The 16,656-nt window shown below is 66.0% G+C and carries 18 protein-coding genes; 16 read left to right on the plus strand and 2 right to left on the minus strand.

The window, feature by feature from the left end; genetic code table 11:
- Position 1: 1 nt before the first annotated feature.
- The 14 genes from prmC to murA all read left to right on the plus strand — a co-directional run bounded on the left by prmC (position 2) and on the right by murA (position 12,461).
- Positions 2 to 946: a peptide chain release factor N(5)-glutamine methyltransferase gene (gene prmC, locus HLA91_RS05860; protein ID WP_170273950.1), complete on the plus strand. Its 945-nt coding sequence runs from the start codon at positions 2 to 4 to the stop codon at positions 944 to 946.
- On the plus strand, positions 947 to 1,663 hold the full coding sequence (locus HLA91_RS05865; protein WP_170273951.1) for an L-threonylcarbamoyladenylate synthase: 717 nt from the start codon (positions 947 to 949) through the stop codon (positions 1,661 to 1,663).
- A gap of 6 nt (positions 1,664 to 1,669) precedes the next feature.
- Positions 1,670 to 2,779: an MraY family glycosyltransferase gene (locus HLA91_RS05870; protein WP_165883134.1), complete on the plus strand. Its 1,110-nt coding sequence runs from the start codon at positions 1,670 to 1,672 to the stop codon at positions 2,777 to 2,779.
- Positions 2,776 to 3,234, plus strand: coding sequence for a Cg1360 family ATP-synthase-associated protein (locus HLA91_RS05875; protein WP_212754063.1), 459 nt, complete (start codon positions 2,776 to 2,778; stop codon positions 3,232 to 3,234). Before HLA91_RS05870 ends, HLA91_RS05875 begins: the two co-directional genes overlap by 4 nt.
- A gap of 285 nt (positions 3,235 to 3,519) precedes the next feature.
- Positions 3,520 to 4,332, plus strand: coding sequence for a F0F1 ATP synthase subunit A (gene atpB / locus HLA91_RS05880; RefSeq protein ID WP_338076738.1), 813 nt, complete (start codon positions 3,520 to 3,522; stop codon positions 4,330 to 4,332).
- 83 nt (positions 4,333 to 4,415) lie between these two features.
- A complete protein-coding gene (gene atpE / locus HLA91_RS13820; protein WP_102159700.1) occupies positions 4,416 to 4,637 on the plus strand; it encodes a F0F1 ATP synthase subunit C in 222 nt (73 codons plus the stop codon).
- Between the two features lie 17 nt (positions 4,638 to 4,654).
- Positions 4,655 to 5,209, plus strand: coding sequence for a F0F1 ATP synthase subunit B (locus HLA91_RS05890; protein WP_102159701.1), 555 nt, complete (start codon positions 4,655 to 4,657; stop codon positions 5,207 to 5,209).
- A complete protein-coding gene (locus HLA91_RS05895; RefSeq protein ID WP_102159703.1) occupies positions 5,209 to 6,024 on the plus strand; it encodes a F0F1 ATP synthase subunit delta in 816 nt (271 codons plus the stop codon). The genes HLA91_RS05890 and HLA91_RS05895 overlap by 1 nt, the downstream gene beginning before the upstream one ends.
- A 101-nt stretch (positions 6,025 to 6,125) precedes the next feature.
- Positions 6,126 to 7,760, plus strand: a complete 1,635-nt coding sequence (gene atpA, locus HLA91_RS05900; RefSeq protein ID WP_170273952.1) for a F0F1 ATP synthase subunit alpha — start codon at positions 6,126 to 6,128, stop codon at positions 7,758 to 7,760.
- Positions 7,761 to 7,802: 42 nt separating this feature from the next.
- On the plus strand, positions 7,803 to 8,765 hold the full coding sequence (locus tag HLA91_RS05905) for a F0F1 ATP synthase subunit gamma (RefSeq protein WP_170273953.1): 963 nt from the start codon (positions 7,803 to 7,805) through the stop codon (positions 8,763 to 8,765).
- Positions 8,766 to 8,800: 35 nt separating this feature from the next.
- The gene (gene atpD / locus HLA91_RS05910; RefSeq protein WP_102159709.1) at positions 8,801 to 10,255 is read left to right on the plus strand and encodes a F0F1 ATP synthase subunit beta; all 1,455 of its coding nucleotides are present in this window, start codon (positions 8,801 to 8,803) and stop codon (positions 10,253 to 10,255) included.
- Between the two features lie 6 nt (positions 10,256 to 10,261).
- Positions 10,262 to 10,519, plus strand: coding sequence for a F0F1 ATP synthase subunit epsilon (locus HLA91_RS05915; RefSeq protein ID WP_165883127.1), 258 nt, complete (start codon positions 10,262 to 10,264; stop codon positions 10,517 to 10,519).
- A 73-nt stretch (positions 10,520 to 10,592) separates the two neighbouring features.
- A complete protein-coding gene (locus tag HLA91_RS05920) occupies positions 10,593 to 11,006 on the plus strand; it encodes a DUF2550 domain-containing protein (RefSeq protein WP_259845782.1) in 414 nt (137 codons plus the stop codon).
- Between the two features lie 96 nt (positions 11,007 to 11,102).
- Positions 11,103 to 12,461: a UDP-N-acetylglucosamine 1-carboxyvinyltransferase gene (gene murA / locus HLA91_RS05925; RefSeq protein WP_170274160.1), complete on the plus strand. Its 1,359-nt coding sequence runs from the start codon at positions 11,103 to 11,105 to the stop codon at positions 12,459 to 12,461.
- A 67-nt stretch (positions 12,462 to 12,528) separates the two neighbouring features.
- Here murA and nucS read toward each other — a convergent pair whose 3' ends face one another.
- Positions 12,529 to 13,224, minus strand: coding sequence for an endonuclease NucS (gene nucS, locus HLA91_RS05930; protein WP_102159717.1), 696 nt, complete (start codon positions 13,222 to 13,224; stop codon positions 12,529 to 12,531).
- 29 nt (positions 13,225 to 13,253) lie between these two features.
- Between nucS and HLA91_RS05935 the strand changes: the two genes are divergently transcribed.
- Positions 13,254 to 13,556, plus strand: a complete 303-nt coding sequence (locus HLA91_RS05935; RefSeq protein ID WP_239557048.1) for a Rossmann-fold NAD(P)-binding domain-containing protein — start codon at positions 13,254 to 13,256, stop codon at positions 13,554 to 13,556.
- A 77-nt stretch (positions 13,557 to 13,633) separates the two neighbouring features.
- On the opposite strand, the gene HLA91_RS05940 is transcribed toward HLA91_RS05935, so the two are convergent.
- Positions 13,634 to 15,190: a coiled-coil domain-containing protein gene (locus HLA91_RS05940; RefSeq protein ID WP_170273955.1), complete on the minus strand. Its 1,557-nt coding sequence runs from the start codon at positions 15,188 to 15,190 to the stop codon at positions 13,634 to 13,636.
- Positions 15,191 to 15,447: 257 nt separating this feature from the next.
- On the opposite strand from HLA91_RS05940, the gene HLA91_RS05945 reads away from it, so the two are divergent.
- On the plus strand, positions 15,448 to 16,635 hold the full coding sequence (locus HLA91_RS05945; protein ID WP_170273956.1) for an acetyl-CoA C-acetyltransferase: 1,188 nt from the start codon (positions 15,448 to 15,450) through the stop codon (positions 16,633 to 16,635).
- Positions 16,636 to 16,656: the final 21 nt, after the last annotated feature.

Below are 16,656 nucleotides of genomic sequence, written 5' to 3' on the forward strand. Positions count from 1 at the left end.
CGTGAATCCGGCCGCCGACACGGCTGGTGCGCAGCCGGCTGATGCGCTCATCGCCGCCGCCCGCGCCCGGCTGGCTGACGCCGGCATCGACACCCCCGGCACCGACGCCCGCCTGCTGCTGGCCCACGTTCTCGGGATCACCCATAAGGAGCTGTCACTGAAGCTGCTGCGCGGCTTTGAGGTGCACGCTGACCAGGTGACCGACTTCGAGGACTGCCTGGCCCGCCGGGCCGCTCGCGAACCCCTCCAGCACATCACCGGCTCCACCGGCTTCCGCCATCTCGCCCTCCGCCTCGGGCCCGGCGTCTTCATCCCGCGCCCTGAGAGCGAACTCCTCATCGACCCAGCCATCGCCCATGCCGCGGCCCTGCGCTCCGGCGACGAACACACCGGCAACGGGCGGGCGCACGTCATCCGGATCCTCGACATGTGCACCGGCACTGGGGCACTGGCTCTGGCCGCAGCCACCGAGATCCCCGGAAGCGAGGTCCACGCCGTCGAGCTCTCCGCCGAAGCCTGCCGGTGGGCCGAGCGCAATATCGCCGCCACCGCCGAGGCGGTCGCTGCCGCCGGCTCGACCGTCACCCTCCATTCAGGTGACGTCACCGACGTCGTGCCTGGGCTCGGGCCCTTCGACATCGTCGTGACGAACCCGCCGTACGTGCCCGAGACCAACCAGCCCGACATCCCCGAAGTCACCGGCTACGACCCGGCCATCGCCCTCTACGGCGGGGGAGCAGACGGGATGGAGACACCGGCACAGATCATCGCGCTGGCTGCTGAGGCGCTGCGCTCCGGCGGGCTGCTCGTCATCGAACACGATGAGACGCAGGCCACGGCGATCCAGCAGGCCTGTGCTGCCGCTGGTCTGTCCGGTGCCGCCACGCACACCGACTACACTGGCAGAGACCGTTTCACCACCGCCGAACGCCTGGAAGGGCCGTGAATGTCGCGCACGTTCAGCATCGACAACGATGAGATGAGAGATCTGGTCTTCAGCGAATGCGCCCGGGTCCTCGAATCCGATGGGATCATCGTCATGCCGACCGACACCGTCTACGGCATCGCCGCCGACGCCTTCTCCGCCACCGGCGTCGAGAAGCTGCTCGCAGCCAAGGGCCGCGGCCGCGACATGCCGCCGCCGGTGCTCGTCGGCCAGCGCGAAGTGCTCATGGCGCTTGCCGAGGTGCCGAACACCTCCGTCTTCGAACTCACCAAGCGCTTCTGGCCAGGACCGCTGACGATCATCTGCGGCGCCCAGGCGATGCTCGACTGGGACCTCGGCGACACCCACGGCACTGTCGCTGTGCGGATGCCCGATCACGAGGCGGCCCTCGAACTGCTGCGCAAGACCGGACCGCTCGCGGTCTCCTCTGCCAACACCCACGGCTCACCGGCGGCCGGCAACGCCGCCGAGGCCGAGGAGATGCTCGGCGAGAGCGTCGACATCTACATCGACGGGGGAGAGGTGCCCGGGATCGGCGCCTCGACGATCGTCGACCTCACGCGCACCCCGCCGCGCATCCTGCGCGAGGGCCCGATCTCCGCAGCCGAGCTGCGCGAAGTGCTGCCCGATCTGGTGGACATCGCCGACCCGGCAGCCGAGGAACCGGAGACCACCGCCTCGGGCACGGAAGCAGCTGACGAAACCACGCAGGAGTAATCCCGCGTGCGCGCCTACCTCTTCATCCTCCTCGTCGCAGCGATCGTCTCGTACCTCGTCACTCCGATGGTGCGGCGCATCGCCGAACGCGGACTCATCTTCGCGCCGCTGCGCGCCCGCGACGTCCACTCCGTGCCCACCCCGCGCTTAGGCGGGGTGGCGATCTACGCCGGCCTGCTCGTCGGACTGCTGTTCGCCTCCCAGACCCCGTTCCTCGAGGAGCTGTTCGTCCAGCCCGGGGCGATCATCGGCATCGTCGGGGCGGCGACGATCCTGTGCGCCCTCGGCGTCGTCGACGACATCTGGGACCTCAACTGGATCACCAAGCTCGCCGGGCAGACCCTGGCGGCCGGATTCATGGCCTTCAACGGTGTGACGCTGCTGTCGATCCCCTTCAACTCCGTCATCATCGGCTCCCCGCGGATGTCGATCATCCTCACCGTGCTCGTCGTGCTCATCACCATCAACGCCGTCAACTTCGTCGATGGTCTCGACGGGCTGGCCGCCGGGATCGTGACGATCGGCGGCATCGCATTCTTCGTCTACTCCTACAGCCTTGCTGTCGACACGAGCTCCGACAGCTACGCCAACCTCGCCTCGCTCATCATCTCGCTGCTCGTCGGGGCCTGCCTGGGATTCCTGCCCCACAACTTCAATCCGGCCAGGATCTTCATGGGCGACTCAGGCTCGATGCTCATCGGGCTGCTGCTGGCCGCTTCGACGATCCGGGTGACCGGCCAGGTCGACCCAGCGCTGCTGTCGGATCAGCGCGTCCTCGCCACCTATCTGCCGATCATCCTGCCGGTGGCCGTGATGTTCCTGCCGCTGCTCGACCTCGGGCTGGCAGTCCTGCGGCGGATGTCTGCTGGCAAGTCGCCGTTCTCCGCTGATGCCAAGCATCTGCACCACCGTATGCTCCGGCTCGGGCATTCGCATGCCCGCGCCGTGCTCATCCTGTATCTGTGGACGGCGATCTTCGCTTTCGGCTCGGTGTCGTTCCTCATCGCCACCCCAGCCGTCAACGTGCCCATCATCCTCGGCAGCGTGGCGATCACGCTGTTCCTGACGTTCTACCCGCTGTATGCGCGCCTGCGCGCGAAGGAGGCCATCCGATGATCGACCCGAAGCCCGCCCCGCACGAGCGCCGCGAGACCGAGGTCGACCGGCAGTGGAAGAGCATCTGGCGTGCGCTGCTCATCCGCGGTGCGATCCTCGTTGTCACCGTCACCATCCTCGGCGGGCTGCTCGGCATGCTCTTCGCCGGCCAGCAGGGCCTCAACGGAGCGCTCGTCGGCGGGGGACTGGCCGCGATCTTCCTGCTCATCTCGCTGGTCATCATGTACATCGGCCGCAGCTGGAACCTCACCGTCATCGCCGGGGCGCTCGGCGTGGGCTTCCTGTTCAAGGCCTTCATCTTCATGATCGTCATCTGGCGGATCAAGGACGCCGCCTGGCTCGACGGGACGACGGCGTTCTTCACCATCGTCGCAGCTGTGCTCGGCACCTCGCTCATCGATGCGATCACCGTCACACGTGCGCGTGTGCCGACTGTTGATCCCGAAGCGCGCTGAAATGCCTCCGGACTCACCGATCGCAGCGTGAAACCGCGCAATTCCAGGGCTGTGACCAGGCATGTTGCCGCGGTGGAAAGCCCGAGATCATGCGGATCGGAGCAGGTGCAGGGATCGCCCAGCAATTTGTGAGTTTATTACTGCGATTGGTAGAGTACTCAAGGACCAGGTGCCAGTTCACCGGTCTCCATGATGTGACAATGCCGCTCCACACTCGTGTGCCGGAGCGACTGGTCGGCCTGGTTCTTACCCGCCCGGGCCCGAAATTGGGAGAGTAACCGAAACGTGTCTATCTTCACCGCGGCGAATTCTGTGATTCTGGCAGCAGGGGACGGCGGGTTCCACCCGCCCACGATGCAGGAGTTCTTCCCGCCGGCGATCTTCTTCGAAGGCACGCCTTTCGAGTTCAACCGCGTCATGCTCGTGCGGGTCATCGCCGCCGCCGCACTGTGCATCCTCATGGTCATGGCCGCCAAGCGCGCCAAGCTCGTTCCCTCCCGCGGCCAGTCGATGGCCGAACTCTCCCTTGACTTCGTGCGTAACAGCATCGCCGAGCAGACCATGGGCAAGGAGCGCGGCCGCAGGTTCCTGCCGCTCATCGCCACCATCTTCTTCATGGTCCTTGCGATGAACCTCACCGGCCTCATCCCGTTCCTCAACCTGGCCGGCACCTCGGTGGTGGGCGTGCCGCTGCTGTTGGCCGTCATCGTCTACTTCACGTACCACATCGAGGGCATCCGCTCACTCGGTGTCGGCGGCTATCTCAAGAATGCGCTCGTGCTGCCGAACGTCCCGCCGGTTATGCACGTACTGCTCGTCCCGATCGAGTTCCTCACCAAGTTCGTCATCCAGCCGTTCACGCTCACCCTCCGTCTGCTGGCCAACATGCTCGTCGGCCACCTGCTGCTCGTGCTGTGCTTCTCGGCGACCTGGTTCTTCTTCTTCGACGCAGCTTTGGGATTCAAATTCTTCGGATTCCTCACCCTCTTCGGCGGATTCTTCATGACCGCCCTCAAGCTGCTGGTCTCCGTCCTGCAGGCCTACATCTTCGCGCTGCTCGCAGCGGTCTACATCGACCAGGCCGCTTCCAAGCACTGATCTTCCCTGACCTGACCGCAAGACTTGTAACGAAAAACCGTTACGCGTACCGCCCGGTACACAACCGAAAGGAAACATCCAAAGTGGATATTCTCGCTGAAGTCAACGGCTCCATCGCCACTGTCGGCTACGGCCTCGCCGCGATCGGCCCGGGCATCGGCCTTGGCATCGTCATCGGCAAGACCATCGAGGGAACCGCACGTCAGCCTGAGCTCGCCAACGCTCTGCGCGGCAACATGTTCCTCGGCATCGCCCTGATCGAGGCCCTGGCTCTCATCGGCATCGCAACGCCCTTCTTCCTTTGATATCGAGGACTGACTCAATGACTCCGATGATTCTTGCGGCCGAGGGGACACCGAACCCCCTCCTCCCCGCTACCTATGACATCGTCTGGAGTGCGGTGATCTTCCTCATCATCCTTGTGGTGTTCTGGAAGTTTGTTCTGCCGACGTTCAACCGGGTCCTCGACGAACGAGCTGAGAAGATTCAGGGAGGCATCGAAAAGGCCGAACGCGTTCAGGCCGAAGCCGATGCCGCGCTCGCTGAATACCAGAAGCAGCTCGCCGACGGCCGTGCCGAGGCAGCGCGCATGCGCTCCGAAGCACAGGAAGACGGCGCTCAGATCATCGCCGAGATGAAGCAGCAGGCCAATGCAGAGGCCGAGCGCATCATCTCCCAGGCAAAAGCACAGATCGAAGCCGAGAAGCAGGCGGCCATGGTCGAACTGCGCGGAGACGTCGGCGGCCTGGCCACTGACCTCGCCTCGCGCATCGTCGGTGAGAGCCTCACCGACGACGCCCGTTCGGCCCAGGTGGTCGACCGCTTCATCGCAGATCTCGAAGCAAGCGCTCCGGCCCAGTCGGTTAAGGAGTCGTGATGCTGCAGTCGAGCAGGAACTCGCTCAACGATGTGCTGGACGCAGTCGACTCCCGACTCCAGAGCGCTGACGGTGCTGCCGCAACCGAACTCGGTGACGGGCTGCTGTCGATCGTCTCCGCAATGGCCGACAGCGCTCAGCTGCGCCGCCTCATGGCAGACGGCGCCATTGCTGAGGAGCGGAAGCACGGCGTGCTCGACACGCTGTTCTCCGGTCGGGTCGACGCGGCCGCACTCGACATCGCCAAGCAAGCAGCCACGCTGCACTGGGCTCGCCCCCAGGACAGCGTGACCGCACTGGAGGATGCCGGCGTCACCGCGATCGCGGCACAGGCACAGGCTGAGGGGCGCCTCGGCGAGGTCGAGGAGGAGCTGTTCCGCTTCACCCGCCTCATCGAGTCCGATCACGAGCTGGGTTGGGCCTTCGAGTCCGCCGCCCCGGCCGAGACGAAGCGCGCACTCGCAGCCAACCTGCTCGACGGCAAGGCCGCGACTGAGACCGTCAAGCTGGCAGCTCAGGCTGCTGCGCATCCGCGCGGCGCCCGCGTCTCCGAGACGCTCGACCGCTACTCGGAAGTGCTGGCCCGCCGCCAGGCGCGCTCCGTCGCCGAGGTGACGGTCGCCAAGCCGATGAGCGATGAGCAGCAGGAGCGCCTGGCTGCAGCGCTGTCGGCCCACTACGGCCGCGAGCTGGTCCTCAACGTGCATGTGGACCCCGACGTCGTCGGTGGAGTGCGTGTGCAGGTCGGCGACGAAGTGATGAACTCGACGATCTCGAATCGTCTGTCCGACCTTCGCCGTCGCCTGGCAAGCTGATCAACCGCCCGCGCCACGGGCTACATACACACGTTCAGACAGCGGTCTGCAGAGAAGAACCGGGTCGCTGCGAGAGAGATTTAAGGAAGCAGGGAAACCAGATGGCGGAACTGACAATTCGTCCGGATGAGATCCGGGACGCCCTGGGGAAGTTCGTTGAGTCGTACAACCCCGAAGGCGGAGACAAGACTGAGGTCGGAAAGGTCGTCACCGCAGGCGACGGCATCGCCAGCGTGTCCGGACTCCCCGGCACCATGGCCAACGAGCTGCTGCGCTTCGAAGACGGCACCCTCGGCCTCGCCCAGAACCTCGACGAGCGCGAGATCGGCGTCGTCATCCTCGGTGAGTTCGCCACCGTTGCCGAAGAGCAGCCCGTCTACCGCACCGGCGAGGTCCTTTCGATCCCGGTCGGCGACGGCTTCCTCGGCCGTGTCGTCGACCCGCTCGGCCAGCCGATCGACGGCCTCGGCGACATCGAGTCCGACACCCGCCGGGAGCTCGAGCTCCAGGCTGCCGGCGTCATGGCTCGCCAGGAGGTCCGCGAGCCGCTGCAGACCGGTCTGAAGGCCATCGACGCGATGATCCCGATCGGTCGCGGTCAGCGCCAGCTCATCATCGGTGACCGTAAGACCGGTAAGACCGCTCTTGCGCTCGACACCATCATCAACCAGAAGGCCAACTGGGAGTCCGGCGACCCGAAGAAGCAGGTCCGCTGCATCTACGTCGCCTGTGGTCAGAAGGGCTCGACGATCGCCTCGGTGCGTCGTTCGCTCGAAGAGGCCGGCGCGATGGAGTACACGACCATCGTCGCTTCGCCCGCCTCGGACCCGGCTGGCTTCAAGTACCTCGCTCCGTACTCCGGTTCGGCCATCGGTCAGCACTGGATGTACGAGGGCAAGCACGTCCTCATCGTCTTCGACGACCTGTCGAAGCAGGCTGAGGCCTACCGTGCGATCTCGCTGCTGCTGCGCCGTCCGCCGGGCCGTGAGGCATACCCGGGTGACGTCTTCTACCTCCACTCCCGCCTGCTGGAGCGCTGCGCGAAGCTCTCCGATGAGCTCGGCGGCGGTTCGATGACCGGTCTGCCGATCATCGAGACGAAGGCCAACGACGTCGGCGCGTTCATCCCAACCAACGTCATCTCGATCACCGACGGCCAGATCTTCCTGCAGTCGGACCTGTTCAACTCGAACCAGCGTCCGGCCGTCGACGTCGGCGTGTCCGTCTCCCGTGTGGGTGGCGCCGCCCAGACGAAGGCACTCAAGGGTGTCTCCGGCACCCTGAAGATCTCGCTGGCCCAGTACCGCTCGCTCGAGGCCTTCGCGATGTTCGCCTCGGACCTCGACGCCGCCACCAAGCGCCAGCTTGCCCGTGGTGCCCGTCTGATGGAGCTGCTCAAGCAGGGCCAGTTCGATCCGATGCCGTTCGAGAAGCAGACTGTGTCCGTGTGGGCCGGCTCCGAGGGCTACCTCGACGATGTCCCGGTTGACGATGTGCTGCGCTTCGAGAAGGAGTTCCACGACTACCTCGAGCGCAAGACCGGTGTCCTCGATGCGATCCGCGTGACGCAGAAGCTCGAAGACGACACTAAGGATGAGCTCACCACTGCCATCAAGGACTTCTCTGACGGCTTCCAGACCTCCGAAGACGGCGGCGTGCATGTCGGCTCCGAAGAGTTCGACTCCGCTGATGAGGACGAGGTCCAGCAGGAGCAGATCGTCAAGCAGAAGCGCTGAGCGCGCTTTGCCCATGACGATCGCTAGCGAAAGGAAGTACTGATGGGAGCCCAGCAGAGGGTCTTCAAAGCGAAGATCAACTCCACCAAGTCCTTGAGGAAGATCTTCAAGGCCATGGAGCTCATCGCGGCATCCCGGATTCAGAAGGCCATCGGCCGGGTGAAGGCTGCCAGCCCGTACGCGAACGCACTCACGCGTGCGGTCTCGGCAGTCGCCACCCAGTCCAACGTCGATCACACCCTGACGACTGAGCCGGATGAGATCCGGCGCGCAGCCGTCGTGGTGATCGGCCCGGACCGCGGGTTCGCCGGTGCGTACTCGGCCAACGTCATCCGCGAGGCCGAAGAGCTCATCCGGCTGCTGACCGAGAACGGCAAGGACGTCCACCTCTACTCGGTGGGCCGCAAGGCCGAGACGTACTACACGTTCCGCGACCGCGACCTGAAGAAGTCCTGGACCGGATTCTCCGAGTCCCCGCAGGCCGAACACGCCCGCGAGATCGGCGAGGCCCTGCTCGAGGACTTCGGCACCGCCTTCGAAGAAGACGGCGTCGACGAGATCTTCCTCGTCTACACCCGCTTCAAGTCCAGCGTGACCCAGGAGCCGGAGTACCGGCGCCTGATCCCGCTGGAGGTCGTCGAAGCCGACGATGCTGTCGAGACCGAGCAGGTTTCGCAGTCCGGCGGCCTGCCCGACCGGGACAAGGCCAAGGCCCATGACGAGGTCTTCCCGCTGTACGAGTTCGAACCCGGCCCGGCAGAGGTGCTCGACGCACTGCTGCCGCGCTACATCGACTCGCGCATCCTCGCGGCACTGCTCAACGCCGCTGCCTCCGAGCAGGCGGCACGTCAGCAGGCCATGAAGACCGCGACCGACAACGCGGACGAACTCATCAAGACCTACACCCGGCTGGCCAACACGGCACGCCAGGCCGAGATCACCCAGGAAATCTCTGAGATCGTCGGCGGTGCGGATTCCCTCGCGGCATCCGGCGCCGACGACTGATCGGCCACAGAAGAGAGCAGAAGAGAAAGTAGACCATGACTGCCACAGTTACGGAAACCCCGCAGACGCAGGGCACCGCTGGCCGGATCTCCCGCGTCATCGGCCCTGTCGTGGACGTCGAGTTCCCGCTCGACTCCGTGCCAGCGATTTACAACGCTCTGACCACCGAGGTGTCCCTCTCCGAGGGCACCCGCAAGATCACCCTCGAAGTTGAGCTCCAGCTCGGCAACGGCATCGTCCGTGCCATCTCGCTGCAGCCGACCGACGGCCTCGTTCGCGGCCAGGAGGTCATCGACACCGGTGCACCGATCTCGGTGCCCGTCGGCGATGTCACCAAGGGCAAGGTCTTCAACGTCACCGGCGATGTCCTCAACGACTCGATGATCGATGAGCCCTACGAGATCACCGAGCGGTGGCCCATCCACCGCGAGGCGCCGAACTTCGACCAGCTGGAGTCCAAGACCCAGATGTTCGAGACCGGCATCAAGGTCATCGACCTGCTGACCCCGTACGTCCAGGGCGGCAAGATCGGCCTGTTCGGCGGTGCCGGTGTCGGCAAGACCGTCCTCATCCAGGAGATGATCACCCGTGTCGCCCAGGACCACGGCGGTGTCTCCGTGTTCGCCGGTGTCGGTGAGCGCACCCGTGAGGGCAACGACCTCATCATGGAAATGGACGAGTCGGGCGTGCTCGACAAGACCGCTCTGGTCTTCGGCCAGATGGATGAGCCGCCAGGCACCCGTCTGCGCATCGCCCTGACCGGCCTGACGATGGCGGAGTACTTCCGCGACGTCCAGCAGCAGGACGTGCTGCTGTTCATCGACAACATCTTCCGCTTCACCCAGGCAGGCTCCGAGGTCTCGACCCTGCTCGGCCGCATGCCCTCGGCCGTCGGCTACCAGCCGACCCTGGCCGACGAGATGGGCGTCCTGCAGGAGCGCATCACCTCGACCCGCGGTCACTCCATCACCTCGATGCAGGCGATCTACGTTCCGGCCGACGACTACACCGACCCGGCTCCGGCAACGACCTTCGCCCACCTCGACGCGACCACCGAGCTCAGCCGTGACATCGCCTCGCGCGGTCTGTACCCGGCTGTGGACCCGCTGGCTTCGTCCTCTCGCATCCTCGACCCGCTGTACGTGGGCCAGGATCACTACGACGTCGCCACCCAGGTCAAGCAGATCCTGCAGAAGAACAAGGAGCTGCAGGACATCATCGCGATCCTCGGTGTCGACGAGCTCTCCGAAGAGGACAAGCTCACCGTGCACCGCGCACGCCGCATCGAGCAGTTCCTGTCGCAGAATACCTACACCGCTGTCCAGTTCACCGGTGTCGAGGGTTCGACCGTGTCGATCCAGGACACTGTCGAAGGCTTCCGCGGCATCTGCAACGGCGACTTCGACCACATCCCGGAGCAGGCCTTCTTCAACGTCGGCCCGATCGACGATGTGCTGCGCAACTACGACAAGCTCCAGAAGGAGAACTGATCCCTCATGAGCCTGAATGTCACCGTCGTGGCCGCCGACCGGAGCATCTGGTCCGGTGAGGCCAAGCGCGTCGTCGCTCGTACGACCGAAGGTGAGATCGGCATCCTGACCGGCCACGAGCCCGTTCTGGCGATCGTGGCCGGCGGGGAGGTGCGCATTGTGACGGCTGACGACCAGACCGTCCGGGCGCAGGCCGACGGCGGCTTCCTGTCCGTCGAGAACGACAGGGTGAACATCGTCGCCGACCAGGCCGAGCTCGTCTGAAACATCGCATACACTGGTCAACGTGAACCCATCGACCCTGCTGATCATTCTGCTCTCGTTGGTAGGGCTGGCCGTGGTCCTTGTCGTGCTGTTCCTGGTGCGACGACGGGCGATCACGAAGCTTCAGGGCGCGTTCGACTGTTCTATCAGCGTGGGCGAGGATACTCCTCGCCCACGCTGGCGTTTGGGTGTGGCGGTCTTCACGATCAGCTCGCTCGACTGGTACCCGATCTTCAGCCTCACCCGGTCACCGGCGATGAATCTGCCGCGGCAGGACATGGAGATCGTCCGGCGCGAAGAGCCGGATTCCGCTGAGCGCTATGCCGTCATGCCCGGCGCTGTCATCGTCACGGCTGCCTACGGCACCGCAGACGGCTCATCCCATCAGACCCGGCTGGCCCTCGACTACGAGGCGCTGGCCGCTTTGGCCTCCTGGCTCGAATCAGCGCCACCGGGCTACAACCGCACCGTCGGCCGTTTCACCTAGGCGGCCTTGACGTCCTAGACTGATATGTCCTGTGGGGCTGCGCTCCGCAGGACACTTTTCTGCCAGCGCATCATTCGCCCGAGGAGGACCATGCCCATGGAGATCCTGTCCGTCAACGGACCGCACCGGCTCACCGGTGACGTGACCGTGCGCGGGGCGAAGAACAGTATCCTCAAGCTCATGGCCGCCACGCTCCTGGCCCCGGGCCGCTCGGTGATCTCGAACGTGCCGCGCATCCTCGATGTGTCGATCATGACCGAACTGCTGCGCCGCCTCGGCTGCGAGATCGACTACGACCCCGAGGCCGGGGTCATCGACATCGATGTGCCGGAGGAGCCGGGCATCCAGGCCGACTACGAACTCGTGCGCGCCATGCGCGCCTCGATCTGCGTGCTCGGCCCGCTGACCGGGCGGATGCGCGCCGCCCACGTCGCGATGCCCGGTGGTGACGCCATCGGCTCGCGCGGACTCGACATGCATCAGGCCGGGCTCGAGGCGATGGGCGCGAGCGCACACCTCGACCACGGCTACTTCATCGCCGAGGCCCCAGACGGGCTGACCGGCGCCGAGATCCACCTGCCCTTCCCGTCGGTGGGTGCGACCGAGAACCTCCTCATGGCCGCCACGCTGGCCGATGGCACCACGATCATCGACAACGCCGCCAAAGAACCGGAGATCATCGACATCTGCCTCATGCTCCAGGCGATGGGTGCGCAGATCTCCGGCATCGGCACCAAAACGCTGACAATCGAAGGCGTTGATCGCCTGCACCCGGTGAAGCACCGCGTCGTCGGCGACCGTATCGTCGCCGGCTCCTGGGCGTTTGCCGCAGCGATCACCGGTGGGGACATCACCGTGCGCGGCATCGACCCGCAGCTGCTGCCGCACGTCTTCGAGCACCTGCGCGCCGCCGGCGCCGAGGTGTCGGTCCTGTCCGGCAGCGCGGACACAGAGGGACTCGTCGCCGGAATCGCAGCAGCCAACGAGCACGGTGCCCAGGACATGGGCTTTCGGGTCATCGGGCCGCAGCGTCCGCACAGCATTCGCGTTGCCACCCTGCCGTTCCCCGGCTTCCCGACCGACCTGCAGCCCTTCGCCGTGGCCCTCAACGCGATCGCCGACGGAGTCGGGCTGCTGACCGAGAACCTCTTCGAGGCCCGCTGGCGCTTCGTCCACGAGCTCGCACGTCTCGGCGCTGAGATCACCATCGACGGCAACCATGCACTCGTCACCGGTGTCGATTCGCTCTCCGGCGCCGAGGTGGAGGCCTCTGACATCCGCGCCGGTGCCGCGCTCGTCATCGCCGGTCTGGCAGCCGAGGGCCGCACCGAGGTCTCCGAGGTCGATCACATCGACCGCGGCTATGAGGGATTCGTCGAGCAGCTCCAGTCACTGGGTGCAGATGTGCAGCGGGTGGACAAGCCCGAGCCCCTCGACATCGACTCCCTGGCCTGAGCGTCCGCCGTCAGCGTCACCCCGGCAGGGGAGAGCAGCGCTGCAGGGGAGCGGTGCTGCGCCTGACTCAGAACAGCCGTGAGTCGGGGTCATCCATCCCGCGCAGCGCATCGTAATCAAGGACCACGCAGCGGATTCCGCGGTCTTCGGCCAGCGTGCGCGCCTGCGGTTTGATCTCCTGGGCGGCGAACACGCCGGTGACCGGGGCGAGGAGCGGATCGCGATTCATGAGCTCCAGATAGCGGGTGAGCTGCTCGACACCGTCGATCTCCCCGCGGCGCTTGATCTCGACAGCCACGGAGGCACCGTCATCGTCCTTGGCGAGGATGTCGACCGGACCGATGGCGGTCATGTACTCCCGGCGGACGGTCGAGTAGCCCGAGCCAAGGGTCTCGATGTGCTCGGCAAGCAGCTCCTGCAGGTGCGACTCGACGCCGTCCTTGACCAGCCCGGGATCGACACCGAGGTCGGCTGAGATCTCATCGCGGATCTCTGCGATGCTGATGATGAGGTGATCGCCGGTCTTCTGGTGGGTGACGGTCCAGATCTCGGTGATGCCGTGCTCGGCCTGCTCGTCGCTGGGCTCACTGATCGTCGTCGTGCACGGCGGGCTCATCCAGTTGAGAGGCTTGTAGGAGCCGCCGTCGGAATGGACGAGGACGCTGCCATCGGCCTTGAGCATGAGCACCCGGTCTGCCATCGGCAGGTGAGCCGTCAGCCGGCCGGCATAGTCGACACTGCACTTCGCGATCACTAAACGCACGGCATTACTGTACGTGAGACAATGACGCCATGCCACGTTCGTCGTCTTCGCGCCGCGCAAACAAGTGGGCCCGGCCGCACCGCGAGCTGGGTGCGAGCCTGAATTCCGTGCCCCGGGCCACCGAGGGACCTGACGGCACATGGGTCGTCCAGCAGGTGCGCGGCAGCAGCTCCGGCAAGGTCTACACGTGCCCCGGCTGCCGGCAGGACCTGCCGGCCCGCATTGATCACATCGTCGCCTGGCGCTCCGAAGAGGAGTTCGGCTTCAACACCGGAGTCGGTGCCCGCCGCCACTGGCACAAGGCCTGCTTCCGCAGCCGCCCGCCGCGCTGAACGACTCGGCACCTGAGCGCAAGACAAAGGCGGGGACTCCCATTCGGAAGCCCCCGCCTTCAGTTGTCGGTGTGTGCTCAGCGCAGACGGTTCGAGTTCTGCGACTTGCGGTTGAGCGAACCGCGGTTGCCGCTGCCGGTAGCCGTCGAACCTGACTGGCCGCCTGACTTCGAGGCGTTCGACTGCTGGCCTGCATTCGCCTTCGCGCCGCCCTGAGCGGGCTTGGCACCGGGCTTCTTGGCGCCGGTCTGTGATCCGCCGGACGAACCGTCAGGACGGGTCTTCATCTCCTGCGTCTCGTCCTCGCCGACGACCTCGGCGTCTTCGATGTCCTCGCCATCGCCATCGGCGGAGGCGCTGTCACCATCAGAGGCCTTCTGATCCTTCGCAGACGCGGTCGACGCATCGCCCTTGGCGTCCTCAGCGGCAGTGAGCTCGGCGAGCTCATCATCGGAGGCGATCTTCTCCGTCGGCAGCGCGGCAGCGGCCTCCTGGTCGGACTTGTCCTCGGTGAAATCGACATCGTCGAACAGGCCGGGTGCTGCGAACATCGACCGCAGCTGCTCGAGCTGGGCGGTGATCGTCCGGCGCTGCTTGGTCAGCAGATCGACCTGCGCCTGAGCGGAGGAGACGTTGCGCTTGGCCTCAGCAGCCGACTCCTCGATCGTCGCCTCGGCAGTCGAACGCGCCTCGGAGATGAGATCCTGGGCGCGCTTGCGACCATCAGCGATGATCTTGTCGGCCTTCTCGACCGCTTCCTTGCGGGTGCGCTCGGCACGCTCGGCAGCGGCCTTCGCATCGTCGTCGGCCTTCTTCGCCCGGGCCTGGGCTTCCTCGGTCAGCTTCTTGTGCTCGGCAGCAGCGGTGTCGAAGCGCTCCTTCTCAGCCGTTTCGGCCTTCTGGCGCTTATCGGCCAGCTCCACGTCGAGCTCATCGGCAGCCTTGCGGATCTCCTCATCCTTAGCCTTGGCGGCAGCGAGGATCTCGTCGGCTTCCTTCTTGGCCTTCGCCCGGATGTCAGCGGCATCCTTCTCTGCGTCGGCCCGCAACTGAGCGATCTCGCGCTTGAGCGACTCACGCGACTCCTCGGCTTCGGTGGAGGCGGTCGAGGCCAGTTGCTCGGCTTCGCGCTCGGCCGCGGTCTGGATCTCCTCGGCGCGGGTCTCAGCAGCCTGGATCGTCTCCTCGGCGCGCAGCTCGGCAGCCGAGCTGATCGCCTCGGCCTCGGAGCGGGCGTTGTTGAGGGTGTCGTTGCTCTCGGTGTGCATGCGGGCGCGCTGGCTGGCGGCATCGGCACGCGCCTTGTTGCGGATCGTCTCGGCATCGGCGGTGGCCTGGGCGAGGGTTTCGCGGGCCTGCGACTCGGCGATCTTGAGCAGGTGGTCGATCCGGGAGCCGGGAGGGCCAGCCGCCTCTGCTTTGTCGCTGGCGGCATCCTTGAGCTGCTGCTTCGCCTCGGAAAGCTCTCCGGCGATCTGCAGCTTCGCCCGGTCAGCGCTGATGACCTGAGACCGCGCATCGGACAGGGCCTTGCGCAGGGATTCGATCTCGGTCCGCAGCTGGCCGATGCGCGCATCGACTTCGTTCTTCTCGTAACCGCGCATCGCGGTCCGGAACTCTTCGGGAGGCGTCACAGTCTTCGACTCCGTTTCATTCATTGCGTGGGAATTTCGGGGGCTCACCATCCCACTCTACTCGTCGCGCGCGCCAACATCCGCCCGATGCCGCCATCTGAGCGGTGCAGGTCACACCACTGAGGGAATTCACAGCCGGCAACCCGGAATTCTCAGCAGTTGGGCCCTCGACTAGGCTGGGATCTGTATCACTACGTGTGGACTGCGGAGCCGTGCACAGGACTGCCAGGACGGCCGCATCCGTCGAAGGAGGAATCATGACCGAAGCTGTGATCGTTGCCGGTTCGCGCACCCCGTTGGGACGCATGAGCGGAGCCCTCGGATCGCTGAGCGCAATGGATCTCGGCGCCGAGGCGATCTCCGGGGCGCTCGACCGCGCCGGCGTCAAGCCCGAGGCCGTCGAGTACGTCATCATGGGTCAGGTCCTGCAGGCCGGCTGTGGTCAGGGACCGGCACGCCAGGCCGCCGCCAAGGCCGGCATCCCGATGTCGGTGCCGGCCATCACCATCAACAAGCTGTGCCTCTCCGGCCTCAACGCCATCACCCAGGCCGCCATGCTCGTGCGCGCCGGTGAGTACGAAGTCGTCGTCGCCGGCGGCCAGGAGTCGATGACCAACGCCCCGCACATGCTGGAGAAGTCCCGTGCCGGCTACAAGTACGGCACCGTCAAGGTCCGCGACCACATGGACTACGACGGACTGTGGGACGCCTTCACCGACCAGGCCATGGGCGGTCTGACCGAGGCCGCGAACAAGGGCGAGCGCGAGTTCAGCCGCGAACAGCAGGACGCCTTCGCCGCCCAGTCCCACCAGCGTGCAGCCGCTGCCTGGGACGCTGGTCGCTTCGACGACGAGGTCACCCCGGTGACGATCAAGACGCGCAAGGGCGAGACCACGGTCGACCGCGATGAGGGCGTGCGCCCGGACTCGACGGCTGAGTCAATGGCCAAGCTGCGCCCGGCCTTCAGCAAGGAAGGCACCATCACCGCCGGCAACGCCTCGCAGATCTCCGACGGCGCCTGCGCTGTCGTCGTCATGTCCAAGGAGCGCGCCGAGCGCGAAGGCCTGGAGATCCTCGCCGAGATCCGCGCCCACGCCTGGACCGCGGGCCCCGACTCGACCCTGCAGCACCAGCCCAGCCAGGCGATCAAGGTCGCTGCCGAACGCGAGGGCATCCCGGCTGACGGCTTCGACCTCTACGAGATCAACGAGGCCTTCGCCGCTGTCGGCCTGGCCAGCGCCAAGGATCTGGGCATCAGCGAGGACAAGGTCAACGTCAACGGCGGCGCCGTCGCCCTCGGCCACCCGATCGGCGCTTCCGGTGCACGCGTGGCGCTCACACTGGCGCTTGAGCTCAAACGCCGCGGCGGCGGCACCGGTGTCGCAGCCCTGTGCGGTGGCGGGGGACAGGGCGATGCCCTCGTGCTCTCCGTGCCGAAGAACTGATCAGCTGAAATCTGAAGGAGG

Source organism: Brevibacterium luteolum (assembly GCF_013004595.1).
Classification (GTDB): Bacteria; Actinomycetota; Actinomycetes; order Actinomycetales; family Brevibacteriaceae; genus Brevibacterium; species Brevibacterium luteolum.

Bases quoted from the DNA above. Each gene is read 5' to 3' on its own strand.
- HLA91_RS05865 (WP_170273951.1), top strand. From the start codon at position 947: ATGTCGCGCACGTTCAGCATCGACAACGATGAGATGAGAGATCTGGTC.
- HLA91_RS05890 (WP_102159701.1), top strand. From the start codon at position 4,655: ATGACTCCGATGATTCTTGCGGCCGAGGGGACACCGAACCCCCTCCTC.
- HLA91_RS05875 (WP_212754063.1), top strand. From the start codon at position 2,776: ATGATCGACCCGAAGCCCGCCCCGCACGAGCGCCGCGAGACCGAGGTC.
- HLA91_RS05905 (WP_170273953.1), top strand. From the start codon at position 7,803: ATGGGAGCCCAGCAGAGGGTCTTCAAAGCGAAGATCAACTCCACCAAG.
- HLA91_RS05935 (WP_239557048.1), top strand. From the start codon at position 13,254: ATGCCACGTTCGTCGTCTTCGCGCCGCGCAAACAAGTGGGCCCGGCCG.
- HLA91_RS05945 (WP_170273956.1), top strand. From the start codon at position 15,448: ATGACCGAAGCTGTGATCGTTGCCGGTTCGCGCACCCCGTTGGGACGC.
- murA (WP_170274160.1), top strand. From the start codon at position 11,103: ATGGAGATCCTGTCCGTCAACGGACCGCACCGGCTCACCGGTGACGTG.
- atpD (WP_102159709.1), top strand. From the start codon at position 8,801: ATGACTGCCACAGTTACGGAAACCCCGCAGACGCAGGGCACCGCTGGC.
- atpA (WP_170273952.1), top strand. From the start codon at position 6,126: ATGGCGGAACTGACAATTCGTCCGGATGAGATCCGGGACGCCCTGGGG.
- HLA91_RS05915 (WP_165883127.1), top strand. From the start codon at position 10,262: ATGAGCCTGAATGTCACCGTCGTGGCCGCCGACCGGAGCATCTGGTCC.
- HLA91_RS05895 (WP_102159703.1), top strand. From the start codon at position 5,209: ATGCTGCAGTCGAGCAGGAACTCGCTCAACGATGTGCTGGACGCAGTC.